Here is a 26,991-nt window from a genome sequence, read left to right as displayed (position 1 = left end):
TGAGGCGCCGCTCGTTGAGTTCGGCAAAGACGCGCCGAGACAGATAGACCTCGCCGCGGACCTCCAGCACCGGCGGCGCGTCGTCGGCCAACCGAAGGGGAATCTGGTTGATCGTGCGCAGATTCGCGCTCACGTCTTCTCCCACGTACCCGTCGCCTCGCGTGGCGCCGCGGACGAAGACGCCGTCCTCATACCAGAGCGAGATCGCGAGCCCGTCCATCTTCAACTCTCCGACGTAGGTGAACGGGCGGTCGCCGATGCGGTCCGTGATCCGGCGCTGAAAGTCGATTAACTCCTCGTGCGTGAACGCGTTGTCCAGCGACAACATCGGCAGGCGGTGCCGGACATGCTCGAATTTTTCCATCGGCGCGGCGCCCACGCGTTGGGTGGGTGAGTCGGGCGTGACCAACTCGGGGTAGCGCTGCTCGAGGTCCCGCAACTCCTGGACCAGCACGTCGAACTCCGCGTCGCTGATGATGGGCGCGTCAAGGACATGGTAGCGGTAGTTGTGATCTTCGATCATGCCGCGGAGCTCGATCGCCCGGCGACGCGCGGCCTCGGTGGGCTTCATGGCCGACATTGCTTCGCCACGTCTGCGGAGGCCTGCGGCTTATCAACAGCGCGTAGGGCGCGCGGTGCACATTGCTTCGCCATGTGCAAGGATCGCCTCCGGCTCATTACCGGCGCAGACAGCGCGATGCACATTGCTTCGACATGTGTGCGGAGTCCTTGCTTTGCCATGCGTGCTTGCCTAGGATTCATCGGAGCCGGATGGCTTCCGCAGCCCGTATTTCTTGATCAGCTCGTGGAGCGTCGGTCGGCTGATGCCCAGCTCGGTCGCGGCTCGGCTGATGTTCCCTTCGCAACGTTGAAGCACGAACTGGATGTGTCGCCGCTCGGCCTCGTCTCGAACTTCCCGCAGCGGCCTGGTCGCGCTCCCGCCGACCGCGGGCTCCAGTTCCAGGTCCCCGGCGGTGACCACGCTGTCGTCGGCCATGATCACGGCCCGTTTGATGCGGTGCTCGAGTTCCCGGACGTTGCCCGGCCAAGGAAACCGTTGGATGGCGTCGGCCGCGTCGGCGGAAAAGGCGCGGACCTCCTTCTGGCCGTCGTGCCAGAAGCGCTGGAGGAACGCGCGGGCCAACAGCATCACGTCGTCTCCGCGCTCGCGCAGCGGGGGCAGCGTGATGGTCACCACGCCCAGCCGGAAATAGAGGTCGTCGCGGAACCGCTTGTCGGCGACGTCGCGCTTTAGATCGCGGTTGGTGGCCGCAATCACCCGGATGTTGAGCGAAATGACCTCGCGGCCGCCCACGCGCTCGATCTGGTGCTCCTGGAGGAATCGAAGGAGTTTGACCTGCAACGGCAACGGGAGGTCGCCGATTTCATCCAGGAACAACGTGCCGCCTTCGGCGTACTCGAACTTGCCTTTGCGTCGGGTGTCCGCGTGGGTGAAGGAGCCCTTCTCGTGCCCGAACAGCTCGCTCTCCAGCAATGTCTCCGGGATCGCGCCGCAATTGATCACCACAAAGGGTGCGTCGCGACGGGCGCTCGCCCGGTGGATCGCTTTTGCGGCCAGTTCCTTGCCGGTTCCGCTCTCGCCCACGATCAACACCGAGGCATCGGTGGTGGCGACCTTCCGAATCGCGGCGAACACCTTCTGCATGGGCTCGCTTTCACCCATGATCTCGTCAAACCCGCGCTCCGCGAGTTGCTGGCGGAGCGTCAGGTTGTCGCGCTCGAGTTCCGAAAGGCGCAGCGCCCGCTTCAGCACCACTCGAACTTCCTGCAGGTCGGCCGGCTTGGAGAAGAAATCGAACGCCCCCTGTTCCACCGCGCGCAGGGCGTTGGCCCGGTCATTGTTGCCGGTGATGACGATCACCTTGGCCTGGCGGTCGATGGCCAGGATCTCGCTCAGCGCTTGCAGCCCCTCTTCCGCGTCGCGCGGAGCGGGCGGCAGCCCCAGATCCAAGGCCACGAGTTCGGGGCGCTCTTGTTTCATCTGACGCACCGCGGATGCGCGGTCCTCGGCCAGCAGCACCTCGTACTCGTCGATCAACGCCCACCGCATTTGGTTGCGAATGGCTTCCTCGTCGTCGATTACGAGCAGCTTGGGCTTATTCATGTCGAGTTTCCGATCGCAGGCAGCGAAAACGACAAGACGCTTCCTGCTCCCACCCGGCTCTCGGCGGCCACGCGTCCCCCGTGCGCTTCGATGATCATCTTACACTGATAGAGCCCGACGCCGAAGCCCCCGCTTTTCGTCGTGGCAAACGGCTTGAACAGGCGCGTCCGGAGAAACTCGGGGGGAATGCCTCGCCCGTTGTCCGCTACGATGCAGGTGACCATCCCGTGATCGGCCCGGGTCGAGACCTTGATCTCGCCGCGGCCGTCGAGCGCCTCTTCGGCGTTGAGCATCAGGTTGATCAACACCTGCCGCACCTGGCCAGGGTCAGCGCGGACCGGCGGGACCTCTCGCCAATCCTCTACGACCTTGGCCTTCAGCGACGACCCGATCTCCGCCACTACGGAGCGGCCCAACCGGCTCAAGTCGACCGCTTCGAACGCGGGTTGAGGGTGTTGCGCGAGAGCGCGGAGCCGTTCCATCAACTGCTTCATCTTCTCCACGGTCTGCGAGAGGTTCTTCAACGCGTCCCCCCGAAACGACGGGTTGTCGAAGTTGCGGCCCATGTTGTCGACCAGCAGGGAGAGCATGGACACGAAATTCTTCAGGTCGTGTAAGAGAAACGTGGACAGTGCGTGGAAACTCTGCAATTCTTTGGACGCCACGAGTTGCCTGAGCAGTTCGGCGGTGAGTAGGCTTTTGGCGACCTGTTTGCCGATGGTCTTCAGGAGCTCGAAATCTTCTTCGGCAAGCGGCGACGCGGCGTGGGGTACTCCCAGCCCCAACACCCCCACCAGCCGGTTTTGCACGACCAAGGGGACCAGGATGCGCACGCCGAGTCTGCGCAACGCTTCGACCGGCATGCCGTCGCTCGGTGCGGCGTTCCGCGCGTTGGGCGGGGCGTCGATCAGCACCGGGTAGTCGCGGGCCTTGAGGGCGGCGAGCGCGGAAGCATCCCAGGGCGGTGTGGCGGTTTCGGGCCGCGCGGGCGACGGGGTGAGCTCGCGTTCGCGCTCATCGGCCAGCCACAGATGGGTATCTCGGATCCAGAATGTTTCGAAGAACGTGGCGGAAAGCTCGGGCATAATCGCCTCGACCGTCGGCTTGGAACTCAATCGCTCGGTGAGGTCCAGCCACTGCTTTCGGTAATCGTATTTGGATCGATAAAAGTGCCGATTGATGAAGACCTTGACGCGCGTGCGCACGTCGTAGGATAGGAGGAGGGCGGCCAGAACGATCAGACTGACCACGACCACCATCGCGCTCCAGTAGGCGCTGGAATCGCCACCGTAGCTCTTGACGGCCTGAGCCGCGATACCCACGCCAAGCAGGTAGGCGCCGACGAGGATGACGGTGAGCGAGTTGTAGACGACGTAACGGGAGACAAAGACGTTGACGTCGAACAGCCGGTGGCGGATCAGGGCAACGCTCATCAGCGCGCAGCCAATCAGCATGGCGGATGAAAAGAGCGGAGCGACCCACTCGTCGGGAGACGCGTACAGGATTACTTGGCTGAGGGCGTACACCGCGACGGCCAGAATGGTGAACAGTCCGAGCACGAAGGGCCTCATCCGCGATTGCCGGGTCCGATCGGCTGATCGGACGGTCCGTTCGAGGTTCGCTCCCACCGCAGTGAGCGACAAGAGCAGGAAGATATTGAACCCGAACCCCTCGTTGCGGAGGATGAACTCGTCGTTCACAAATCGCCCGACCGTGAGTAGGCCGAGGAACACGGCCGACACGACGGCGACCACGCCGAGCCCCAGTCGCCACCGGCGCACGTGTTCCGCCGGGTTCACGCGTCCGAAGGTGATGCTGAATACCAACCAGGGGAGCGGTTGAAGGATCTGCCCCGCGAAGGCGACCTGGGTCCACCGCATCGCGGCGCTCGGCCGGACGCCAGCCATGAAGTGCCCGAACTCCATGACCGCGAGCGCGAGCATGCCCAAGGCAAAGCTGAGGCGGACCGGATTGCGGACGCTGCGTGACGCCACCAAGCCTGCAAGGGCGAGAGCCCCGACCGCGCTGGCCACGGGGAGGACGGTCCACCAGGAACTCATGGCCGTAATTCTAAGGGTTTTGGACCGGGGCGGCAATCGACCGGACTGCGCGCCGACTTTTGCGTTGAGCCGGTTGATCCCGTACAATGACGCGGTGCGAAAATATCTGACGGTTTTCCGCGTCAACTGGCTCAACTCCCTCCAGTACCGCGCACCCACCGTCATCTACATCCTGGGGTATACGCTCTATATCGCGGTGCTTCTGTTCCTGTGGACGGCCATCTACCGCGAGGGTGGGCAGGTGGGGACCTACGAGTTATCCGAGATGGTCACGTACTACCTGCTCATGTTTGTCATCAACACGGTCGTTATTTCCTACGTGAGTTGGGAAATCATCGACCACATTCGGGAAGGTTTTTTCTCCCACTTCCTGGTCAAGCCGGTGAACTACTTCACGTATTGGCTGACCGTCAATGCGTCCGGCAAACTCTTCGAGGCGGTGGTCATCGCGTTCGTCGTGGGCGGGTTCTGGCTCGTGGTGGGACCGATCGTGCGGTTTCCCGAGGATCCGATGACCTATCTCGGGTTCGCCGTGGCGCTCGCGTTGGCCGTGGTGCTCGCCTTCGAACTGGAGTTCTGCATCGGGATGATCGCGTTCTGGTTGGTGCAGGTTCGCGTCTTCAAGTACATGCTGCAGTACGCGGTGTTCTTCTTCGCCGGCACGCTCCTGCCGCTCGACGTGTTTCCCAATGCCTTGTCGTCCATCGCGGCGGTTCTGCCGTTTCAGTATCTGGTCTTCGTGCCGATCCAAATTTTCCTGGAAAAGCGGCCGGACGTCTGGTTGGACTTCGCGACCGCGGCGGCGTGGATCGTCGCGTTCTACGCGTTGGCCCGCTGGAGTCTGGCCCGAGGTATTGCGCGCTATGAAGCCGTTGGCAATTGACTGCATCGCGCGAGGCCTCGCGCGGTACGCCCGCCTCTATGGGTCGTTTTTGGTTCACAATCTCAAGAACGAAATGGTCTACCGCGCGAACTTCGTCCTGCTGGTGGGCATGGACCTGTTCTTCATGGGGATCAACGTGGTGTTCTTCGCGATTCTCTACGCGAACGTCGAAACCATCGGGGGGTGGACGTTTCACCAGACGCTCATCCTGGTCGGCAGCGTGGGATTGGTCCGCGAGGCGGCATACCTCCTGTTCCGGCAAGGGTTTCTGGAACTGGGCGACTACGTGCGAACCGGACAGTTCGACGCGTTGTTGGTCAAGCCCGTGCGGCCGAACGTTCACCTGGGCTTTCGCCACGTGTCGCTGACCGAGAGCCTGGGCGAGGGACTGATGGGCGTGGCGGTGGTGGCGTACGGGTTCGCCCACCTCGAGGCGCCGTGGGCGAGTTTGCCACTCTACGTGCTGATGCTGGGGGTGTCCTTGGCGATCTATTATGCGTTTTGCCTGGCGATCAACAGCGCGGTGTTCTGGATCGTCAAGTCTCAGGAGCTCAACGCCATCGTGTACAACTTCATGGAAGCGGCGCGGTACCCGCGGGACATTTATCGCGGCGTGGGCAAGGCGATCTTCACGTTCGTGATCCCCATCAGCTTGATCGCCACCGCGCCGGCGTCGGTGTTGGCCGGCCGGCTCGATTGGAGTCTGATCGCGCTGGCCGTTGGCGTGGCGGTGGGGATGATGATCGTTGCGACGGCGATTTGGAATGTGAGTCTCCGACATTACTCGTCGGCCAGCTCGTGAGAATAGGTCACAGGTGACGGCTCACGGTACACACCGTAAAAGCTCCCCCCACCCTCCCCTCCCCCTCAAGGGGGGAGGGCAAGGGAGGGGGTGGCCCTTTGGTCGTCTTCCTGTAAACAGTGTCCTGGATCTCCTATGACGGCCATCAACGTCCAGGGCCTCAACAAGACTTTCGACTACTTCAAGAAGGAACCCGGTTTCATCGGTTCGCTCAAGAGCGTGTTCTGGCGCGAGACGTTGTACCACCATGCGGTGAAGGACGTGTCGTTTGCGATCGAGGAGGGCGAGCTGGTGGGGTTTCTGGGGCCCAACGGGGCGGGCAAGACCACCACGCTCAAGATCCTGTCCGGGATCTTGTATCCCACCTCCGGGGAGGCGACGGTGTTGGGACACGTGCCCTGGAAGCGCGAGCCGGCGTATCAGCGCCGGTTCGCGCTCGTGATGGGGCAGAAAAATCAGTTGTGGTGGGACTTGCCGGCGCGCGAATCGTTCGAACTGAACCGGGATATCTACGAGATCGACCGTGCGTCGTACCGGAACACGCTGGATGAGCTGGTCGAGATCCTGGGCGTCGGCTCCCTGCTGGACGTGCAGGTCCGCAAGCTGTCGATGGGCGAGCGGATGAAATGCGAGCTGATCGCAGCGTTGCTGCACCAACCGCGGGTCTTGTTTCTTGACGAGCCCACGATCGGACTCGACGTGGTCTCGCAGGAAAACATCCGGGCGTTCATCGAGGACTACAACCGGACCAAGCAGACGACCGTGATCCTGACCAGCCATTACATGCGCGACGTGGAGCGGCTTTGTCGGCGCGTGCTGGTGATCAACGACGGGAGGATCATCTACGACGGTGCGTTGGCCGAACTCGCGGACCGCTACGTGGATCACAAGATCGTCACGTTGCGACTCGCGCAACCCGTGACGCCGGCGACGCTCGCCCGCTTCGGGCAGGTCACGGAACACAACGGGTTGAGCGTGACGATGAAGGTGGCAAAGAAGGATCTGGCCCAGACCGCGCAGGGATTGCTCTCGGTCCTGCCGGTCGACGACCTGTCCATCGAGGAGGTGGCGATCGAGACCGTGATCGCCACGATGTTCGCGGAGTCATCGGGGGAGCGACGTGAAGAGGATCGACGCACCGGCGTGGACGCTGACGGATCTGTACGCGGGACCTGAGGACCCCGCCATCACGCGCGACGCGCAGGACGCGCTCGCGCAAGCCGAGGCGTTCGAGCGCCGCTACCGCGGGCGTCTGGCCGCAGGCGCGGTGACGCCCGCCGAATTGGCGGAAGCCCTGGGTCAGATCGAAGCCATGACCGAGCGCCTCCGGAAGGTGGCAACGTACGCCTCGCTGCTGTTCAGCGCCGACATGACGGATCCTCGCCACGGCGCCTTGTTCCAGGCCTCGCAGGAACAAGCCACCGCGCTGCGCCAGCGCCTCACGTTTTTCGATCTGGAGTGGAGCGCGCTGTCGTCCGACGCGGCCGCCGTCCATCTCGCCGCCCCGGAACTCGATCGCTACCGCCACTATTTGGAGGTCGAACGGGCCCTGTCGCCGCACCGGTTGTCCGAGCCGGAGGAGTTGGTGCTGGAGACCAAGGCGAACACGGGCGTTCGCGCGTTTCAGCGACTGTTCGACGAGGTGTTGGCTCACGCGCGGTTCGAGGTGGTGGTCGGGGCGAAACGCGAGCGCCTGACGGAACAGGAGACGTTGGCGCGGTTGCACGCCCCCTCCCGCGCCGTCCGCAAAGCCGCGGCAAGGGGGCTGACCAAGGGACTCGACGGCCACGCCCACATCCTCACGTCCGTCTTCAACGTGATTGCGGCGGATCAATCGAGCACGGATCGCCTGCGGAAGTTCCCGACCCCGATGGCCGCGCGCAACCTCGCGAATGAAATCGACCAGCCCGCGGTGGACGCACTGCTGGCCGCGGTGGAGCGCGGCTATCCGGTCGTTCGGCGGTACTACCGTCTCAAGCAGCGGTTGCTGGGCGTGAGTCGCCTGTACGACTACGACCGGTACGCCCCGCTGCCGGCGAGCGGACGGACCATCCGTTGGGATCAGGCCCGGCGCACGGTGCTCGACGCCTTTGACGCGTTTTCACCGGACATGGCGGGCATCGCCGCGCGGTTTTTCGACGGCCGGTGGATCGACGCGGCGGTCAGGCCGGGGAAACGGGGCGGGGCGTTCGCCCACAGCGCCGTCCCGTCGGCCCATCCCTACGTGCTGCTCAACTACACGGGCACCGCCCGCGACGTGATGACGCTGGCGCACGAATTGGGGCACGGCGTCCACCAATACCTGTCGCGCAGCCAAGGCTGCCTACAGGCCGACACGCCGCTTACCATGGCCGAGACCGCGTCGGTCTTCGGGGAAATGTTGGTGTTCCGCGCGATCAAGGAGGCAGAACGCGACCCCGCGCGGGCGCTCGCGTTGGTGTGCGGCATGATCGAAGATTCGTGCTCCACCATCTTCCGCCAGGTGGTGCTCACGCGCTTCGAGCAGGCGCTGCACGACGCCCGACGCCGCGACGGAGAGCTTTCGACCGAGCGAATCAGCGGCCTGTGGCTGGCGGCCAACCGCGCGATGTTCGGCAACAGCGTCACCCTGACCGAAGATTACGGCCGGTGGTGGAGCTACATCCCGCACTTCATCCACTCGCCGTTTTACTGTTACGCGTATGCGTTCGGGGCGCTGTTGGTGTTCGCGCTTTATCGGCGATATGTGGATGAGGGCAAGGCGTTCGTGCCCAAGTACTTGGCGTTGCTGTCCGCGGGCGGCTCGGACGCGCCCGAACGGTTGCTGGCCAAGGCAGGGGTCGATCTCGGGGCGCCCGGGTTCTGGGACGGCGGGATCGAGGTGCTCGCCGAGTGGGTCGACCAAGCCGAGAAGCTCGCCGTTCTGATTGCGCGCAAGGCCGCGCCGAACCGACGTCGTGGTCGCAAAACGCCCCGCCGCTAGTCTGCCAGTGACGCAGTCATCGTAGGATACGAGGTCGTGCGGTGAGTTGGAACATGGCGCGCCTATGCGGGACCTTGCTGGGCTGGTCGCTGCCGCTGCTGGTTTCCGTCGCGCCGGCGGATGCCGGAGCCCCTAGGGAATGGGATTTTCGCGACCACGCGACCCCCTCCTGGTCGGCGGCCGGCGATGTCGCGTCGCTTCGGCGGACGCCCGAAGGGTTGGTGGTGGCTCCCTCCGGACCTGCACCGGCCATCAGAGTGTCGGGACTCACGATTTCCGCGGCTGATTCCGCCTATGCTCTCTTGCGCATTCAGTCCCCAACCCCCATTACCGAAGCTTACCTGGCCTGGAGTAACCGAGGGGGACAACGCGACACCTGGTCGAGCCGGCGGTTCGCGATCCCGCGGGAAATTCGCGGTGGCTCTCCGCGATCAATCTGGATACGTCTGGATAATATGCCTGGGTGGTCGGGTACGATCGAGAGCCTCGCAGTCGCCTTCGTGGTTGGGGAGGACGTCAGTCCGGTCGTGGTCGAGTCCATCTCGTTCTTGCCGGATGGTTTCTGGTCGCAAGTACATCGTTTGGCAGATGGCATAGGACTCGACGACCTTGCGGAGGACCGCGCGTTTCCACGTTGGAGTCTGAATACCGTCGGGCAAATTTCGGTCGGAGGGCGGACCGTTGGGGGTGCGGCCACAGCGATCGTCTGCCTGGGATTTGCCGTCTTTGTCGTGGCTCGCCTGGTCTCGGTTCGCCTGGTGCATTCACGACGATTGACGGGAGTTTTTCTCGGGGCGCTGGGGAGCGTCGCCGTGCTGGTGGGCGCTCTCGACGCGTACGTCGGCTATAAGGCCTTTTGGGTGCAATGGGCTGTTTTTGGGTCCCGGAACCCCTTGGCGTACTATACGCACCTGGATCAGGATCGGCTCGGCCTCGTGGCCGCGGCGGCAGACCTGCGGGGCAGGCTCCCCTCGGCGACCGAGCTGTCGATTTGCCTTCCGGATCACGCGGATGCCGCCAGGTTTCTCTGGTGGTGGCGTCTCAGGTATGAGTTCTATCCCTTGAGACTGTCCCCTGATGCGGCTTTCATTCTCGACCTTGATGATCGATCAGCCTGCCGAGGTCCCGACGATCAACTGGTTTTAGACGGCAACGGATATCGGGTAGTGCGGCACCGATGAGTGTCCTGATGGTCTCGCTGCCGATCGCGGTGGCCCTAGGGTTGGGTGTGGCGTTGCTCTATCGAATTGGTCTTCATGGCCGAGCGCACCCGTCGCTCTGGTTGGGCGCGGGGTATGGGGTGGGCCTCGCCATGGTCAGCTTCGGGGTCGCACTTCCCCCGCTCGTGAGACTCCCCCTGACCGTTGGCTGGGGAGGGCTCTTCGTCGCGCTCACGTGGTGCGGGTTGTGGTTGGTCAGCGAGCGGTTGCTCGGGTGCATGAAGCAGGCTCCCCCGGCAGGCCCAAGTTCGAAACCTCCTCGTTGGGAGAACGTCGTCTGGGGGACCGGGCTCGTCCTCCTCGTGGTCAAGGCAGGGTTCATCGGCGTGAGCGCCATGGATAAGCCGGTGATGGGGTGGGATGCAGTGGCCATTCACTCACTCCGGGCCAAAGCGATGTTCTACGACCAGACGATCGCCCGCTCAACACTGGAATGGATCGGCGCGTTCGACTATCCCCTCGGGATACCGCTGCTTGAACTGTGGGTGACCTGGTTCCAGGGAGGATGGGACGATACGGCGTTTAAAATTCTGTTCCCGGGCTTCCTATTCGCCGTGCTTGGGATGGTCTACGGGGTACTCCGGGAGTTCGTGCGCCCGCTGACGGCCCTTGCAGGCGTGTGGTTGGTGGCGAGTCTGCCGTTGTTGGTTCAGCATACGACGGACGCCTATCTGGACCTGCCGTTGGCGTACACGACCTTGGGCGTCTCGATTTTTCTCTGGCGACATACGCGAACCGGCGAAATGGGTGACGTGTTCATCGCGTCGCTCATGGCCGCGTTCGGGGTGTGGATCAAACGCGAAGGCGTGGTCGCGGCCGGCGTCGGCCTCGTGCTGTTGGCGCTCTGGGCCGTCATGGCGCGATCGCGTACGCGGCGCGAGGCGTTACGTGCGCTCGCAATATTTGCCGGCATGCCGGGGTTGGTAGTGACGGCTTGGGCGGTGTTTCGATGGGCGGGCGCCGAGACCCCTTCCTTGTCGTTCCAGCCCACATCGTTGGCGGATCTGGTGTCGCGATCCATTGCAGTGGTGGTCTACGCCGCCAGAGAATTGTGGACTTCGAGCAACTGGAACGTGTTGTGGCCCCTGTTCGCGGGGTTTTGGGCGCTCCACGCGCGAAAGAGCCTCTCGTCGGAGAGCCTGTTTTTCGCGTGGCCGGTGGTGATTACCTTTGGAACGCTGTTGGCTGTTTCGGCGAGCACGGAGATGGGCGAGTATCTCAAACAAGGCACCACGCTTCATCGGATGGCGTTGCACGTCGCGCCCCTGGCAGCCGTCTTCGTGGCGGTACGGGTCGGCGACACGTGGGCCCAGGCAACGGATCCCCTGCGCGGACGCGACCGAGAGGGCCGGAGAGATCGCGCGCGGCCAGGGTAGCATGCTTCGTGATTTCCTAATCGCGCTCGCTCTGGTGGCGGCTGTTCTCGCGATCTATGGCCAGACCGGGAACCACGAATTTCTCAGCTACGACGACCCCAACTATGTCACAACGAACCTGTCGATCCGCGATGGGGTCACCCTCGACAGCCTGTGGCGGGCGTTCACGAGCACCGAGTTTTACAACTGGCACCCGCTGACCAGGATCTCATACCTCGTGGACTATGAGCTCTATGGGCTGAGTCCTCGCGGGTATCACCTCACCAACGTCGCGCTGCACACCGCCAACACCCTGCTCGTCTTCGTCATTTTCCGTCGCATGACGGGCAAGACGTGGCCCGCCGCATTGGTTGCGGCGCTCTTCGGCGTGCATCCGTTGCACGTGGAGTCCGTGGCGTGGATTTCGGAACGAAAAGACGTGCTCAGCGCCTGCTTCTGGCTGTTGACGATCTGGGCATATGTCCGGTACGCGGAGCGCCGCTCGTCCGGCCGGTATGTCACCGTGCTGGCGCTCTTTACGTTGGGATTGATGGCCAAGCCCATGGTGGTGACTCTGCCGTTCGTGCTCCTGCTGCTGGACTACTGGCCGCTTGGACGATGGTCGCTGACGTTCGACGGGCAGGCGTGGCAAAGCCTGGGCCGGTTGATCTCAGAGAAAGTCCCGTTGCTGGCGTTGGCCGCGGCCGCGAGCGCCATGACGATCTATGCACAGTCTGCGGGCGGCGCGGTCGCGGCGCTCGAACGGTTCCCCCTGAGCGTACGCGTCACGAACGCGTTGGTGTCGTACGTGGCCTACCTGGGACACACGCTGTGGCCGGTAGGCTTATCAATCCGATATCCGCATCCTGGTGTCACCCTGCCGGTGTGGAAGGCGGGCGTCGCGGCCCTGATCCTCCTTGTTGTCACGGGTCTGGCGGTACGCGCGCTTCGATCACGCCCCTACGTGGCCGTCGGCTGGCTGTGGTACCTCGCCACGTTGATTCCCGTCATCGGTGTGATCCAGGTCGGCGACCAAGCCATGGCGGACCGGTACACATACATCCCCTTGATCGGGGTCTTCATCACGGTGGCCTGGGGGCTGCGCGACGCGGCGGCGCGGCCTCGCATACGGACCATCGTGCCGTGGACGGCCGCACTCGCTTTGGCGGCGTTGACCGCCGCGGCATGGAACCAAACGCGGTACTGGCGCGACAGCGTCACGCTCTACGAACGCGCCATCTCGGTCACGGAAAGTGATCCGCTGCCGCACTACAACTTGGCCAACGAGCTGCGGGAGCAGGGCCGGTTGGACGACGCGGTGAGGCATTACGAAGCCGCGTTGCGCTTCGATCCCAACTACGCTGCGGCGCACGTCAATCTCGGGCCCCTGCTGGCGCAGCAAGGCCGGACCGATGAGGCGATCGCGCACTACGTCGCCGCCTTGCGCCTCAGACCCGATGCGGCCGAGGCGCACAACAACCTCGGGATGCTGCTGGGGGAGCAAGGCAAGATCTCGGAGGCGATCCCGCATTTTGAGCAAGCGGTGAGGCTCAAACCGGAACTGGAAGGAGCCCGACGCAACTTGGAAGTCGCCAGGAAACTTGTTCAGGCTCGATGAGCGGTCTTGGCTCGGGCCAAGAGATCCAGCCACCGCCCGTTCCGATCGAGCGAGACGTCATCGGCGCGTGATCGGGCATCGGCTGACGAGCAAAAGAAAGCCGGTGAGGCGCGCCTCACCGGCTTTTGGCCCATCCGGCCGATTTAGAACGCCATGCTCGCGCCCACACTCAGAGCCGTTTGATCGACCAAACGGATCTCGGCGCCGAACTGAACGTTGCCTTGTGCTTTCGCCCCCAACCCCAGGAAGACGCCGAACGCGTCGTCTTCCGCTGGATTGCCGCTCAGATCAAGACCCGACCATGCCAGGCCCCCGTAGGGCACCAGGCCGAACTGGGTGGCTCGCTGCTTAGGGTCCGTGGGCCCCGACAAGTCCACGGCCGCACCCAGCGCCGCGTCGTATTCGGTCCAGCTCATGCGGGCGCCGCTGGTTTCGTTTTCAGCCCTGATCCGCATGGTCTGAAACACGCTGCCGATCTTCAAGTTGGCCTCCGGAATGCTGGCCCAGGTGATCCGCATCCCGGCGCCAAAGGCCGGCCCGAGATCCGCGTCGGTGTTGCCCCCAGGAGCGTCGATGCCGAAATCACCAAACCCGATCCGGAAATCGACGTCAAGACGCTCATCCACTCCGATGCTGCCCTTCGCGAAAATTTGCGAGCTTTCAGCCTCTCCATTGCCGCTGCTTAGGTCGCGATCGATCACCACGTTGACTTCGCCGCCGAGCGCCGTTTTGCCCGCTCCGGTGGTCGCAGCCGGCACCCCGATCGGGGCAGCGTCGGCTGCCACGGGCAGACTTCCGAGTACCGCGGTGGCTACGGTGACGCGCATCCAGCGCGCCCATGCTTTCTGTTCAGTCCTCATGACGCCTCCTAGGTGAAAATACGTGTGGTCTTTGCACCGTCGTGTTGACCGCGACGCTTATAGCAGAATCCGCGTCCGGAACACAACGTGGGATGGGAGGGGGGAAAGACGTACCGTCGGGATACTACGTCACCCGAGGGGGAATTTTCCAGCGGCATTCTCTGTCCCTGTTCCGAGTTCCCTTGTCTCCTCTTCCTGACGGATATTTGCATGCGCCCCTGGGGTGACGTCCGGTCCGCGGCCGTCGGCCTGCTCGCCCTCGTTCTCGCGTCTTGCGGCGGGGGGAGTGAGACCGAGCAAGCAGTGCCGTTACTGCCTGCCATCGGTATCAGTCCTACCTCGGTGATCATGCCGGTGGGCGGACGACAGACGTTCACCGCGGTCGTGGACGGGGCGACGGACCCGACCGTCACCTGGACCGCGACCGGAGGAACCGTCAACTCGTTCGGCCAATACACCGCCCCCAGTAGTCCCGGAGAGTACCAGATCACCGCGAGCCTGCTATCCGATCCCACCATCAGTGCGACCGCAACCGTGACCGTCGAACCCACAGAGGTGAAGGAGGTGTTCATCACCCCGTCGCAAGCCACCCTCGGGGTCAACGCGGTCCAGGTGTTCACCGCCCGCGTGGTTGGAGGATCGACATCGGCCGTGGACTGGAGTGTGACACCGGGCGACGGCAGCGGCGGCAGTATTACGGCGGACGGCGTCTACACCGCACCGTCGACGATTCCACGTGGTCCCATCACCGTGTCAGCCACGACGCGCGCGACTCCGATCATGACAGCGGCCGCAACCGTGACGGTGACCGACGCTCTGCCGTTCAGCGTCCAGATCGTTGATACGTCCGGTCAGCAGAACCAAACAAGTGAACTGATCAACGGCGAGAAGCGGATCTTCCAAGCGGTCGTCAGCGGTACCTCCCAGGTTGACGTGAGCTGGAGCCTGACTCCTGGAGGCACGGTCACGCCGGCTGCGAACCCCTTGTTCGCGGTGGTCACGGCGCCGGACCCGCCTGGCCCTTATGTGCTCAGCGCGACGGTGACAGACCGTATCACCAACGTCGACATGACGGCAGAACGGCCCATCGATGTGTTGTTCGTGAGTGTGACGGTCGCTCCGCCGACCGAGACAGTGGTAGCCGGCGGGACGCTCAGCTTCAGCGCGACCGTGACCACTAACGATGGTACCGGCGACCTGACATTTGTCAGCCCCGTGGCCAACCGCTCGAATCCGGACCATCCGATCGTGTGGAGCGTGCGCGAGTCCGCCGGGGGCTCGGTTGACGCGGATCTCGGCGTGTACACCGCGCCGCTAATCGGAGGGCTGTATCACGTGGTTGCGACCCACGGCAAGTATGCCGCGAAGTCCGCCGCGGCGACGGTCAACGTCCAGTCCGCCTCCGTCACTCTGTCGTCCTCGACCGTGTCGGTTGAGTCCGGCGCCACGACTACCTTGACCGCGACCGTGTCGAACGTGGCAGGAGTCACCTGCGGCAATAAGGATTGTCGCGATGTGACGTGGTCGATCCAGGAGGGGAGTGCTGGAGGCTCGTTCACGCAAACGGGGTTCAATGACACGTTGGGGCAGGCGAACGCGACCTACCAAGCGCCGACTCGCGTGGGGTCCCGCGTTTTTCACGTGATCGCCACCAGCGTCGCGGACCCCTCCAAGCGCGCCGTGGCCAACATCACGATCCTCGGTGTCTGGAAGGCCGCTGCGGCCGGCGGTGACCACACTGTGGCCATCAAGACTGATGGGACGCTGTGGGCGTGGGGGCGCAACGCCGACGGGCAACTAGGCGACGGGACGCGGATCAATCGGTCGAGCCCGGTGCAGAGCGGGACAGACACGGACTGGGCCGCGGTGGTTGCCGGGGCCAGGCACACGTTGGCGCTCAAGAACGGCAGCGTCGATACGCTCAACGAAGGGCGCCTTTATGCGTGGGGCGCGAATGACGTTGGTCAGCTTGGCGTCGCCACTCCTGATGCCTTCTCGAACGTGCCGGTGGAGATCCCGGGCGGGCCATGGCGCATGGTGTCGGCGCGCGGCGATCACACTGTGGCTATCAAGGAGGACGGGACCCTGTGGGCCTGGGGGGACAATTTCTACGGGCAGGTCGGAAGCGGGCAGAGTGGAGACGGGGCTCAGCAGGCCACGCCGACGCGTCTAATAGTGACTGACCAGAGCGGGGCGGACATTTCGTTTGAAACGGTTGCGGCAGGGACCTTCCATACGCTGGCGATAGCGACCGATGGCTCGCTCTGGGCGTGGGGTCGCAATGAGGCAGGACAGCTCGGAGACGGAACCCCGGATCAGCGGGACGTTCCGACACGCATCGGCATCGATACGGACTGGATCGCGATCGACGCCGGAGCAGCGCACAGCGTCGGCGTGAGGCGAAACGCGGGTAGCAGCGCTGCGGAGGGTACTCTGTGGGGCTGGGGCGACAATGGTTCCGGCCAACTGGGCGATGCGGCGATCGCGGCGCCAGTCCGGGAGCCGACTCAGATCGGGACGGACACGAACTGGGCGAAGGTGTTCGCGGGGGAAAGCCACACGTTCGCGCTCAAGACGGAACCAACCGCTGTCGGGGTGGATCAGACCCTGTGGGGGTGGGGCCACAACATGCACGGGGAACTCGCACTGGGCCAGTCGGGCGCTGCGCAGATATCGGCCCCGACCGAGTTGGGCACGGCGATCAGCCGGACATGGTTGATGGCGGACAGCGGGTTTCACCACAGCGTGATGTTGACCGCGGACGGCCACCTGTGGACCACGGGTGCGAACCTCTTCGGGCAGATCGGGGACGGAACCAGCGCCTCCAAGGCCACGCCGGTCCGTGCAGGGGGAGCGAGTACTGGTTGGCAAGGCGCCAAGCTTGCAGCCGGCGAGGTTCACAACGCGGCAATCAAAATCGTTGGGCAGACCGCGGATCAGCCGCCGATCTCCTATGGCACGTTATGGACATGGGGAAACAACGAACGCGGACAGCTCGGAGACGGCACGCTGGCTGACCGCGATCTTCCCATCCAGATTGGCGCCGATGCGACCTGGCGTCAGGTGGCCGTGGGGAGCCTTCATACCGTGGCCATCAAGACCGACGGGACGTTGTGGGCGTGGGGCGATAACAGTATGGGACAACTGGGCGTGGGGAGCCAGACCGAATGGTCGGCCACGCCGACAGAGGTTCCCAAGCCTTCCGCCTCCGACCCGTGGGTCGGCGTAGCTACCGGAGCGTTCCACACCCTGGCGATCACCCGAAACGGGAATCTGTGGGCGTGGGGTGCCAATGGAAACGGCCAGCTCGGTATCCCGAGTCCTGCGCCGGCGCCGCCGTATCCACCCGAGTTTCTCCCGGTGCTGGTAAACAACCCGGCCGACCCGGTTGCCTGGATCAACGTGGCGGCCGGAGGGGATCACACACTGGCCATCAAGCGGGAGTTCCCTGCGCCCGGCATCGCGATTTTTACGCTCTGGGCCTGGGGTGACAATGAATTCAGACAGGTCGGAGACGGGTCCTTCACGGACCGATCCGAACCGACCAAGATCACGCTGGATGCATCCACCGCCACATTGACCCCAGATTGGCAATCCGTGTTAGCCGGAGGTCAGCACAGCCTGGGGCTCAAAGGCGCCGGGGAATTGTGGGGCTGGGGCGACAACTCCTTCGGCCAGGTGGGGGCTGTCGCGCCGGTGGGCCAGGATACGGTAGGGGCTCCCATGCTGGTCGACTCGACCACGACTTGGCGATCCCTCGCGGGCGGGACCGCTCATTCCGCAGGCGTCAAATCGAATGGCACGTTGTGGACGTGGGGAAGCAACGAGTTCGGTCAACTGGGATACGAGACGATCGACCCCGTTACCGGCTTGCCCATCTGTTGCCAGCCCCTCCCAACTCAACTCGGCACCGAGACCTTGTGGTCCACGGTCTCCGCTGGGTATGGCCACACCATCGCAACCAAGACCGACGGCGCGCTCTGGGCCTGGGGCCTCAACGACGCGGGCCAACTCGGCGACGACGCGGCGTGGCGGACCACGCTCATCGAGATCCACGCGGACAGCCCCTAGCGAACTCGACGTTCCTTCGGCGTCGCGCTTCTCCTGAGCGCGGTCCCGGCCGTATAATGCCGGCGTGCGCGTCCTCCTGCTCACGCCGCCGCTCACCCAGCTCAACACGCCGTATCCCGCGACCAGTTACCTGACGGGGTTCCTGCGCTCGCGCGGCGTTGACGCGGCGCAGGCCGATCTGAGCCTCGACACGGCGTTGGCCGTGTTCTCGCACTCCGGGCTGACTCGGTTGTTTGACATGATCCGCGAGCGCGGCGGAACATGGCCCGAACCCGTGGAGCAAGCACTTGATCTGGCCGACGCGTATCAGGGCACCATCGAGCCGGTCGTCACGTTTCTGCAAGGGCGTGATCCCACGCTCGCCACACGCATCGCAGCGGGTGGATTTCTCCCGGAGGGACCGCGGCTGGCCGGCCGCGAGGATGACCACTGGGCGTTCGGCTCGCTCGGCACCACCGACCGCGCCAAGCACCTAGCCAGCCTGTACCTCGACGACCTGAGCGACCTGATCTCGTCGACCGTGGATCCATTGTGGGGGTTGAGCCGGTACGGGGAGCAGTTGGCCGCATCGGCCCCGTCGTTCGATCCGCTCGCGCAGGCGCTTGCTGCGCCGCCCGGCTTCGCAACAAGGCTGCTCGAAGCGCGGGTGCAAGAACTAACGTGCGGCTCACGGCCCGACTTGATCGGTCTCACCGTGCCGTTTCCGGGCAACCTGTACGGTGCGCTGCGGACCGCCGCGGTCCTGCGCCGGGCCTGGCCCGACGTGCCCATTGTGCTCGGAGGCGGGTACGCCAACACCGAGCTGCGCGACCTCGCCGAGCCGCGCCTGTTCGACTACGTCGATTACGTGACCTTGGACGCGGGTGAACGCCCATTGCTCTGCCTGCTGGACCTCCTTGCGGGCAAGCGTAACGTCAATTCGCTGTGTCGAACCTTTGCGCGGGTCCGCGATCGGGTCGTCTACTATGACGGCGCGGGAGAAGCCGATATCCCGTTCGAGCACACCGGCACGCCGACCTACGTCGGGCTCGATCTGTCCCGGTACCTGTCGATCGTCGAGGTGCCGAATCCCATGCACCGACTATGGTCCGACGGGCGGTGGAACAAACTCACCGTGGCCCACGGCTGCTATTGGAAGCGGTGCGCGTTCTGCGACGTGGACCTCGATTACATCAAGCGGTACGAGCCCGCGTCGGCCGCTCTCCTCCTGGATCGCATCGACGCCTTGATCGCCGAGACCGGCCAGAGCGGCTTTCACTTCGTGGACGAGGCGGCTCCTCCCGCGCGCCTGGTGGACCTGGCGATCGCGCTGTTGGAACGCGGTCGTCTCATCTCCTGGTGGGGCAACATTCGATTCGAAGCCGCCTTCACCGCGGACGTGTGCCGGCTGCTGGCCGCGTCGGGGTGCATCGCGGTCAGCGGGGGACTGGAGACCGCGTCCGATCGGCTGTTGGCCCTGATGGACAAGGGCGTCACCGTGGCCCAGGCCGCGCGGACCACGCACCATCTCACCCGCGCGGGGATCATGGTCCACGCCTACCTGATGTACAGCTTTCCCACCGAAACCTCGCAGGAGACGATGGATGCGCTCGAGCGCGTACGCCAGTTTTTTGCGGAGGATCTGGTCCAGTCCGGGTTTTGGCACCGGTTTACCGCCACGGTGCACAGCCCGGTGGGATGCAGCCCGAACGCATTCGGTATTGCAATCGATCCGCTTCCCGCCGACGTGTTTGCGCGAAACGATCTGACGCACCGGGACCCCTGCTCGGGCGATCTCGACGCACTGGGTCGTGGCCTGGCGCGCGCGGTGTATCATTACATGCACGGTGTGGGACTGGATGACGACGTGCGGAAATGGTTCGACGACCGGATGCCTCGGCCCAAGGTCTCGCGGTCCGCGGTACGGCGCGCATTGGACTCCACGGAGCCGGCGGGAACCGACCCCGCCTCCCGGCTGGTGTGGATCGGCGAGCAGGTCGAACTCGCGCCAGCCGGAGCCGGCGGCCGAGTCGGCCTCGCGGTTCACGGCCGGACGTCGTCCACCACTGTCCCGCTGCGCAAGCCCATCGCGGAGTGGCTGGCGGATGCGGTCATGGCCGCGTCGCCGAGGAATCGGCGAGGCCGGCCGTATCCAACGCTCGGAGACCTGGCCGCCACCTTCCCGGGTCCCGGCGCGTTCGCCGCGTGGTCGCAAGGTCGCGCGTGGCGGGAGCTCCGCCGCGCGGGGCTGCTGATCGTGTGAGGCGAGGATGAGTGCGCCCCCGTTGGATCAAGCGGAACTGGCCGTGTTGGGCCGTTGTGTCGAGGACTACTGCGGAGCGACCGAGCTCCTGTGGACGCTTCAGCGGCTGACGCCTGGGCTCGCCAACCGCGCGGTCCTGGTGCGACGCGAGATGACGATCCTCGAACGATTGTTGACGGCCCAACTCGTGACCGCCTACGTGAAATCCTCGGACCCGGCGGTTCCGTATGTTCCCGCGGAGCGAGAGATCGACGCGCTCCTGGTCGTGGTCGAGCGCGAACACTTGGTCAACCCCGACGCGCCGCCCGAGCATACCTTTTGGTTCGCGGCGACGCCGGAGGGGGTGGCGCATTATTTTGACGAGCAACGCCGCGTAGGAACCCGTCCATGAACGGCCATCTGCGGCGTTGTCGCTGCGCATCCGCTCCTCACGTACGACCCAGTACGCTGCGGTGCGGTGCTCGCTCCGCCTTGCATCTGGCGCGTTCCTGAACGGGCTCCGCCTTCGGCGGTACTGCTAGGGGCTCGTGTCGGTCACCGTGCGGCGTCGACCGACGGCGAGATCCCCATTTGGCGCAGGGCGGCGGCGAGTTTCAGGAGGGGTAGGCCGATGACGGTGGTGGCATCGCCGTCGATCTTGTCGATGAAGCGGGCGCCTAAGCCCTGCGCCGCATACGCGCCGGCCTTGTCCATCGGCTCTCCGGTCTCCACGTAGGCCTGGATCTCCTCGGGGCTGGCCGAGCGCATGTGGACCCAGGCCGTATCCACGATCACCTGGTCGGAACAGCCTGGCGCCACCAACGCCACTGCGGTGACTACCCGGTGGGCGCGACCCTGTAACAAGGTGAGCATCCGCTCCGCATCGGTTCGGTCCACCGGCTTGCCCAGGATCTGGTGATCCACGACCACCAGGGTGTCGCTGCCGATCACCACGGCGTCCGGTCGGGCAATGGAGCGGGCCTTGCCCAGCGCGAAACGAACGGCCTGTTGCTCGGCCGGCTCGTGCGGCTCGACGACCTCTTCGTACCGAGGGGGCACCACCTCGAACGGAACGCCGAGCCGCGCGAGCAGCTCCCGGCGACGAGGCGACGTTGACGCGAGGATTAAGAACCTGTTCAAGTCCCGCCAATCGCGCCCGTTCAGGAACGCGCCAGATGCAAGGCGGAGCGAGCACCGCACCGCAGCGTACTGGGTCGTACGTGAGGAGCGGATGCGCAGCGACAACGCCGCAGATGGCCGTTCATGGACGGGCGTGCTAGACGCACATCGGGGACGCCTCCACCAGTACGGCGTCCAGCTCGGCCAGGTCGCGCACCTGGACCAGTCGGGCCCGAAGCCCGGGCCGGTCTTCCGGCCCGCGGACATACCAGCCCAGGTGTTTGCGCATCACGGTGAACGGTACGTGGCCGCGCAGGCGATCGAACAACGCGGCGTGCTCGCGCGCTACGCGCCACCGCTCGGCCGCTTCGACTCGCGGCGGGTCGGGATCGTCTGTGCCGGGGTCGGCGCACGCCGTGCGGATCGCGTCGCTGGATCGAAAGATCCAGGGATTACCAAGTGCTCCGCGGCCGATCAACACCCCGTGGACGCCGGTCTCCCGCACGCGCCGCACCACGTCCGCAGGCGTCATGAGATCGCCGTTGCCGAGCAGCAGCGTGGAGGTGCGGCGCGCGAGGGCCGCGGCGCGTGCGATCGCGTCCCAGTCCGCCTCGCCTTGGTAGCGCTGGGCGAGCGTGCGTCCGTGAATGGAGACCGCAGCGGGTTCGGCGTCGAGCAGCGCGGCGATCCACGAGTCCACCACCACCCGGTCGTATCCCAAGCGGGTCTTCACGGATACCGGGATCAGTCGCCGAGGCCGGTCTCCGCGTCGCACCTCCGCCATGCGCTCGATCGATTCCACGGTATCGGCGGGGAGCCCCAGCGCGCCGAGCTCCTGGCCAGAGGCCCAGTCGTTCACCCCGGCCTGCGCGGCGCGGATGATGGTCAGCGCCCGCTCCGGGGTGCGGATCAGCGCTGCGCCGCACCCGTGCGCGGCCACGGCCTTGTCCGGGCATCCCATGTTGATGTCGAGGCCGTCGAAGCCCAGCGCGGCGACCACGTGTGCGGCCTTGTAGAACGCGTCGGGTTCCGACCCGAACACCTGCGCCACGACCGGGCGCTCGGCCTCGTGATGGACCAGGTGACGCAACACCGCGGGGATGCCCCGGCAGATCCCCTCAACGTGGGTGAACTCGGTTACGATGAGGTCGGGGCGGCCGTGGCGTGCCGCAATGAAACGGAACGCCGCGTCCGTCACCCCGTCCATCGGAGATAGGCCGATGATGGGGCGCGGGAGCCGGTTCCAGAAGGACGGTGGTGATTCGATAGGGGGCGTCATCTCGTCAGTGCCGTTACGGTACGCGAGCGCGCGAGGTCGTGTCAATTGCGTTTCGTCGCCGGGTCTTCGTTCGCCGAGGGGCGCCCGTGCTTGAAGAAGGCTGGGGAAGGCACTATACTGCCGCTCATCACCATCCACCGGAACCTGGAGCCATGTTGAGAGCGATCCAAGAATTTTTCGACAAGCGGATCGGGGCGGCGGCCGTTGCGCCCGAGTCTTCGGAGCGGGCGTTGCAACTCGCCACGGCGGCGTTGCTGGTCGAAGTCTCGCGGGCCGACCACGATATCAAGCCCGAGGAGCGCCGGGTGATCAGCGAGGCGGTCCGCCGAACGTTTACTCTGTCCGAGCACGACACCGAGGTCATCGTCAATCTGGCCGAGGAAGAAACGCAAACCGCCACGTCCACGCACCAATTCACCCACCTGATCGACAAGCACTTCTCCCTCGAGCACAAGATCCACATCGTGGAGCTCTTGTGGCGGGTCGCGTTCGCCGATGCCGACAAGGACCGGCACGAGGAGCACCTGATCCGCCGAATCAGCGACCTGCTCCACGTTCCGCACCGGGAGTTCATCGACGCAAAGATCCGGGCGCGAGGGCGGTCGTAGCTCGACCGTCCGACGCGTTTGAGCCGCGAGCCCGCGCGTGTTATCGTCAATCCGCGATGGGTTCACCCGCGACTCAAACGAAGTCAGAAGCCCTCCCGGGCGATGACCTGCCACAGATCGTGCCGAGCGACGTTTGTCTGCGCTGCGACGTGTGCTGCCGGTTTCCGGAGCGCGAGAGTTTCCTGCGCCCCTATTTCACGCCGCAGGAGCGCGAGCGCGCGATCGCGGCCGGTCTCGATGCCGACCTGCTTCCCGACCCCGCCGGCGGGAAGATTCGGCTGATCCCGCACCCGGCCGGCGAGGGCTACATCTGTCCGGCGTTCAACCCCGCGACCCAATATTGCCGAATCTACTCTGTACGGCCACTCGACTGTCGGTTGTACCCCCTGGCGTTGATGCGCGATGAGGAGGGGCGGGGTCGGTTGCTCGGTCTCGACAACAAATGCCCGTATGTGCAGGACACGGTCCATGAGCCGAAACTGCTCGGTTACGCGCGGCGAATCGCGGCCCGGCTGAGTGAGCCCGCGTTGTCAGAGGTGCTCGCGGCCAACCCCGGCCTGATCAATCGGTACCAGGACGACGTGCGCGTCGTCGACGCTCCCGCAACCCTTGAGCCGCTTCGGCTCTCGGACCGGTCTTGGGTCGAATCGCTCTTGGATGCCGCGCCCGCTGAATTGGGGGCCCGGACATTCACCGGCGTGTACATCTGGCGCGAGCACTTCAGTTATGCCTGGACGTGGCTCCACGGCTATTTTTGCCTGTTCGCCGCGTATGGACCCCACATGTATATGCCGTGGCCGCCGCTGGCTGGTCCGGACGCCGATCCCACGCAGTGGCGCGCGGCCGTGGACGCGGGGTTCGAGGTCATGGCGTCGGCACAGGATCAGGGGGCCGCGGCCCGGATCGAAGGGGTGAGCGAGGCTGAGTGCGGCCGGTTCGGTGTCGCCGGGTATGAGGTCCTCCCGCACGCCGTGGAGTACGTGTACCGGCGCGAGGATCTCGTCAATTTGAGAGGAAACGCTTATAAATCAAAGCGGTGGGCTTGGAATGATTTCGTGAAACAGCAGGTCTTTACTGTGGACGCCTTGGGCGACCGGCACGTTGAGGGGTGCCTGTCCCTCTACCGGCAGTGGCGGGACACCAAGGTCCGTCAAGGCTCCGACCCGATGGCCGCGGCCATGAGCCGGGATGCGGAGTCGGCGCACCGCGTGGCGCTGACCGAACGCGGTGCGCTGGGGCTGTCGGGACTGGCGGTGACGATCGATGGCCGGGTTGCCGGGTACACGCTGGGCGGTCCGGTGCGGCCCACGCTCTTCGGGGTGTGGCTCGAAATCGCGGACCCGGCGCGGCGTGGGTTGTCGGTATACTTGTTCCGGGAATTCTGCCGCGCGCAGACGGGAGTCGAGTGGATCACGGCGTTGGACGATTCGGGAATGGAGTCCTTGGCCCGGGCGAAACAGTCGTATCGCCCCGCGCGACTCGTCGCATCCTACCTGGTCCGGCGTCCAGTTCTTTCACCCTTGGGCTGATCACCCTCGCGCTGGTCGCCGGCTGCGGCAACATCCAGTCGGTCGACCCCGATCCTCCCCCGCCCACACCGCCTCCTCCGATCGCAGTGGTCGGTGGTGAGGCAGGCGTCACCCGTGCGACCGATGCTATGGGCAACGCTCGCTACCTGGGGGAGGTCGAGAACAGCGGAAACGAAGTCGCCTGCAACATCAGGGTCACGGTCAACTCGTACGATTCGTCGGACAACCTTCTGACCAACCCGGCCAACCCGAACTCCGGGTTCGCCGATCTTCTCGGTGAGACTTTTCGGTTCTCCGCGTTCACGTCGGCCACTATGGAAAACTGCCTCAGTCCGGGTAAACGGGCGAGCTTTGACATCCGAAACGATTTTCCGCTCGATCGCGTTGCGCGGATTGAGGCGAGCACGACCTGCGACGGCGCGCTCTACGAGGGGTGTCTGGACAACGGCCAACCCTTTGCCCCGCCGGTGGCCACGCTGGTCGTCGAAGGGGCGGTGACCGAAGGCGTGACGGGCGACGGGCGCGTCGTGTATTCCGGCACCATCCGAAACCAGAGTCCACCCAGTTTTGCGCCGACGTATCACGTGAAAATCGTCTTTGCCGCGCGCAATGCCGCCGGGCTGGTCGTCGACGTCGCCTGCTCGACCATCGACGGCGCGGAATGCCCGGTCCCGCAAGGTTCTCCATCCGCGAACACCGGACTCGGGCCCGGCGACACCTGGTCGTTTTCGGTCCCGCTGTCGATCGGACCATCGGACACCTGCTCGGGCTGCTTCTTCTATATCATCAATCAGAACCCCACGCTGTAACTACACCCGTGTTCGAGGGGCAGCGGTGCTTGACCCTGCGCCCCCCAACCATCTAGTCTGAAACTCCCACCAAAATGACATGGAGGATCAGACATGCTCGATCGCGTGGCGTTGATCACGGGCGGAGCCAAGGGCATAGGACGGGCGGTGGCGCTGGATCTGGCGGGTCGGGGATGGTCGGTGGCGATTTGTTATCGCACCAGCGCGCCGGAAGCCGAACAGACGCGCGTCGCCATCGAACGGCACGGCGTACGGGCCATGGCGGTTCCGTGCGATGTGTCGGATCCGGAGGCGGCCGAGGGCCTGGTGCGACGGGTGGAAAGCGACTGGGGACGGGTCGATGCCTTGATCAACGCTGCCGGACCGTATCACCGCGTCAATCTGTTGGACGAAACACCCGATGGGTGGCGGTCGATGTTCGCCAATAATCTCGACCCGGTGTTCTTTCTCTCCCGCGCCGCGGCGCCGGGCATGAAGGCTCGGAAGTGGGGCCGAATCGTCAATTTCGCCATGGCGAACGCCGACCAGCACATCGCGCAGCCCATGGTGACCGCGCATTACATCGCGAAGGCCGGTGTCCTGATCCTCACGCGTTCGCTCGCCAAGCTGCTTGCGCCCCACGGCATCACGGTCAATGCGATCTCTCCGGGGTTCGTGGCGTCGGGCAGCGCGCCGGAGTCCGAACTCCAGTCCGTCGTCAAAAATATTCCGGCCGGGTACGTGGGCGCGCTCGACGACGCGGTCAGCGCCGTGCGCTTTCTGTTGTCGGACGAGGCGCGGTACGTCAATGGTGGGAATCTTCATTTGAGCGGCGGCTGGGGCATTTGACCGAGGGCAAATCCCCCCTTGCCCCCCTTTGTCAAAGGGGGGGATTTAACGCTCTTCGCTTTTGGCATCATTACCGTTCATTCACCCTCTGCGAACGGCCAATCATAACTTCTGTTCCAACCCCACTCTTGCGTTGTGTTTTTCGCATCCCCTCCGTTGGCATACCGTCTGCAACGTTCCCACGCGAGGAGCGGGGGCGATGGGCGCTCTCGCGATAACCGCAAGGAGGACAGCCATGAATCGGATTGCGTGGGGAGTGATGGGGGTGGCGTTATCGCTGGCAACGGTGGGTCTCGGTACTGCCTCGGCAGCGCCGGGAGTCGGAGGAGCGACGGCCGTGGAGTCGGAGATGGCGCCGGAGATGGAACAGACCGTGCAGTCTCGTCAGGCCACCGGCACGATCGTCAGCGTGGATGCCGAGGCCAAGACCGTGACGGTCAAGGCGCGTGGCGGTGAACGGACGTTCGTGCTCTCGCCGCGGGTGCGGATCAAACTGGGGAACCTCAAAGCCACCCTCGACGACGTGCAACCCGGCAAGCGCGTGTTCATCCGCTATCGGGACCTGGACGGCCAAGCCACTGCGACGACGATCAAAGTGCTGTAGCGTGACGTACGGGAGCGGGGGCGCCTGGTCGGGCGCCC

General features: G+C 64.9%; 21 protein-coding genes. 15 read left to right on the top strand and 6 right to left on the bottom strand.

Going from position 1 to position 26,991, the window contains the following annotated elements; genetic code table 11:
- The 3 genes from AB1451_15610 to prsK form a co-directional block, all read right to left on the bottom strand.
- Positions 1 to 580, bottom strand: a 580-nt coding sequence (locus AB1451_15610; protein MEW6684323.1) for an NAD-dependent DNA ligase LigA, incomplete at its 3' end; no start/stop codon positions are given.
- 171 nt (positions 581 to 751) lie between these two features.
- On the bottom strand, positions 752 to 2,125 hold the full coding sequence (prsR, locus tag AB1451_15605; GenBank protein ID MEW6684322.1) for a PEP-CTERM-box response regulator transcription factor: 1,374 nt from the start codon (positions 2,123 to 2,125) through the stop codon (positions 752 to 754).
- Complete coding sequence (gene prsK / locus AB1451_15600) at positions 2,122 to 4,185, bottom strand: XrtA/PEP-CTERM system histidine kinase PrsK (GenBank protein ID MEW6684321.1); 2,064 nt, start codon at positions 4,183 to 4,185, stop codon at positions 2,122 to 2,124. The genes prsR and prsK overlap by 4 nt, the downstream gene beginning before the upstream one ends.
- Between prsK and AB1451_15595 the strand changes: the two genes are divergently transcribed.
- The 7 genes from AB1451_15595 to AB1451_15565 all read left to right on the top strand — a co-directional run bounded on the left by AB1451_15595 (position 4,184) and on the right by AB1451_15565 (position 13,025).
- On the top strand, positions 4,184 to 5,068 hold the full coding sequence (locus AB1451_15595; protein MEW6684320.1) for an ABC-2 family transporter protein: 885 nt from the start codon (positions 4,184 to 4,186) through the stop codon (positions 5,066 to 5,068). The genes prsK and AB1451_15595 overlap by 2 nt on opposite strands.
- Positions 5,049 to 5,870 (top strand): ABC-2 family transporter protein, encoded by an 822-nt coding sequence (locus tag AB1451_15590; GenBank protein MEW6684319.1) that lies wholly within the window; start codon positions 5,049 to 5,051, stop codon positions 5,868 to 5,870. The genes AB1451_15595 and AB1451_15590 overlap by 20 nt, the downstream gene beginning before the upstream one ends.
- Before the next feature lie 135 nt (positions 5,871 to 6,005).
- Positions 6,006 to 7,046 carry an ABC transporter ATP-binding protein gene (locus tag AB1451_15585; GenBank protein ID MEW6684318.1) on the top strand — a complete coding sequence of 347 codons (1,041 nt, stop codon included), beginning with the start codon at positions 6,006 to 6,008 and terminating at the stop codon, positions 7,044 to 7,046.
- A complete protein-coding gene (locus tag AB1451_15580; GenBank protein MEW6684317.1) occupies positions 6,991 to 8,832 on the top strand; it encodes a M3 family oligoendopeptidase in 1,842 nt (613 codons plus the stop codon). The genes AB1451_15585 and AB1451_15580 overlap by 56 nt, the downstream gene beginning before the upstream one ends.
- 41 nt (positions 8,833 to 8,873) lie before the next feature.
- Entirely contained in the window at positions 8,874 to 10,013 is a 1,140-nt protein-coding gene (locus AB1451_15575) for a hypothetical protein (protein MEW6684316.1), read from the top strand.
- Positions 10,010 to 11,428, top strand: a complete 1,419-nt coding sequence (locus AB1451_15570; protein ID MEW6684315.1) for a hypothetical protein — start codon at positions 10,010 to 10,012, stop codon at positions 11,426 to 11,428. Before AB1451_15575 ends, AB1451_15570 begins: the two co-directional genes overlap by 4 nt.
- Position 11,429: 1 nt before the next feature.
- Entirely contained in the window at positions 11,430 to 13,025 is a 1,596-nt protein-coding gene (locus AB1451_15565) for a tetratricopeptide repeat protein (protein MEW6684314.1), read from the top strand.
- Between the two features lie 143 nt (positions 13,026 to 13,168).
- Here AB1451_15565 and AB1451_15560 read toward each other — a convergent pair whose 3' ends face one another.
- Positions 13,169 to 13,885, bottom strand: a complete 717-nt coding sequence (locus tag AB1451_15560) for a hypothetical protein (protein ID MEW6684313.1) — start codon at positions 13,883 to 13,885, stop codon at positions 13,169 to 13,171.
- Between the two features lie 210 nt (positions 13,886 to 14,095).
- Between AB1451_15560 and AB1451_15555 the strand changes: the two genes are divergently transcribed.
- From AB1451_15555 to AB1451_15545, 3 genes are all read left to right on the top strand, one after another.
- Positions 14,096 to 17,956: a hypothetical protein gene (locus AB1451_15555; GenBank protein ID MEW6684312.1), complete on the top strand. Its 3,861-nt coding sequence runs from the start codon at positions 14,096 to 14,098 to the stop codon at positions 17,954 to 17,956.
- A 64-nt stretch (positions 17,957 to 18,020) separates the two neighbouring features.
- A complete protein-coding gene (locus AB1451_15550; GenBank protein MEW6684311.1) occupies positions 18,021 to 20,198 on the top strand; it encodes a B12-binding domain-containing radical SAM protein in 2,178 nt (725 codons plus the stop codon).
- A gap of 7 nt (positions 20,199 to 20,205) precedes the next feature.
- On the top strand, positions 20,206 to 20,589 hold the full coding sequence (locus tag AB1451_15545) for a hypothetical protein (protein MEW6684310.1): 384 nt from the start codon (positions 20,206 to 20,208) through the stop codon (positions 20,587 to 20,589).
- 143 nt (positions 20,590 to 20,732) lie between these two features.
- Here AB1451_15545 and AB1451_15540 read toward each other — a convergent pair whose 3' ends face one another.
- Positions 20,733 to 21,317, bottom strand: coding sequence for a Maf family protein (locus tag AB1451_15540; GenBank protein MEW6684309.1), 585 nt, complete (start codon positions 21,315 to 21,317; stop codon positions 20,733 to 20,735).
- 136 nt (positions 21,318 to 21,453) lie between these two features.
- Positions 21,454 to 22,503, bottom strand: a complete 1,050-nt coding sequence (locus AB1451_15535) for a tRNA-dihydrouridine synthase family protein (protein MEW6684308.1) — start codon at positions 22,501 to 22,503, stop codon at positions 21,454 to 21,456.
- 224 nt (positions 22,504 to 22,727) lie between these two features.
- Here AB1451_15535 and AB1451_15530 point away from each other — a divergent pair, with 224 nt between their 5' ends.
- The 5 genes from AB1451_15530 (at position 22,728) to AB1451_15510 (ending at position 26,953) form a co-directional block, all read left to right on the top strand.
- Positions 22,728 to 23,183 carry a TerB family tellurite resistance protein gene (locus AB1451_15530; protein ID MEW6684307.1) on the top strand — a complete coding sequence of 152 codons (456 nt, stop codon included), beginning with the start codon at positions 22,728 to 22,730 and terminating at the stop codon, positions 23,181 to 23,183.
- A 119-nt stretch (positions 23,184 to 23,302) separates the two neighbouring features.
- Positions 23,303 to 24,712, top strand: coding sequence for a phosphatidylglycerol lysyltransferase domain-containing protein (locus AB1451_15525; protein ID MEW6684306.1), 1,410 nt, complete (start codon positions 23,303 to 23,305; stop codon positions 24,710 to 24,712).
- A gap of 128 nt (positions 24,713 to 24,840) precedes the next feature.
- A complete protein-coding gene (locus AB1451_15520; GenBank protein MEW6684305.1) occupies positions 24,841 to 25,521 on the top strand; it encodes a hypothetical protein in 681 nt (226 codons plus the stop codon).
- 93 nt (positions 25,522 to 25,614) lie between these two features.
- Positions 25,615 to 26,349 carry an SDR family oxidoreductase gene (locus AB1451_15515; GenBank protein ID MEW6684304.1) on the top strand — a complete coding sequence of 245 codons (735 nt, stop codon included), beginning with the start codon at positions 25,615 to 25,617 and terminating at the stop codon, positions 26,347 to 26,349.
- Positions 26,350 to 26,584: 235 nt separating this feature from the next.
- The gene (locus AB1451_15510; protein MEW6684303.1) at positions 26,585 to 26,953 is read left to right on the top strand and encodes a hypothetical protein; all 369 of its coding nucleotides are present in this window, start codon (positions 26,585 to 26,587) and stop codon (positions 26,951 to 26,953) included.
- Positions 26,954 to 26,991 lie beyond the last annotated feature (38 nt).

The sequence above is a fragment of the Nitrospirota bacterium genome (assembly GCA_040757335.1).
Classification (GTDB): Bacteria; Nitrospirota; Nitrospiria; order 2-01-FULL-66-17; family 2-01-FULL-66-17; genus JBFLXB01.
The sequence above is the reverse complement of the archived record's forward strand: the minus strand, read 5'-3'. Positions and strand labels throughout refer to the sequence as shown.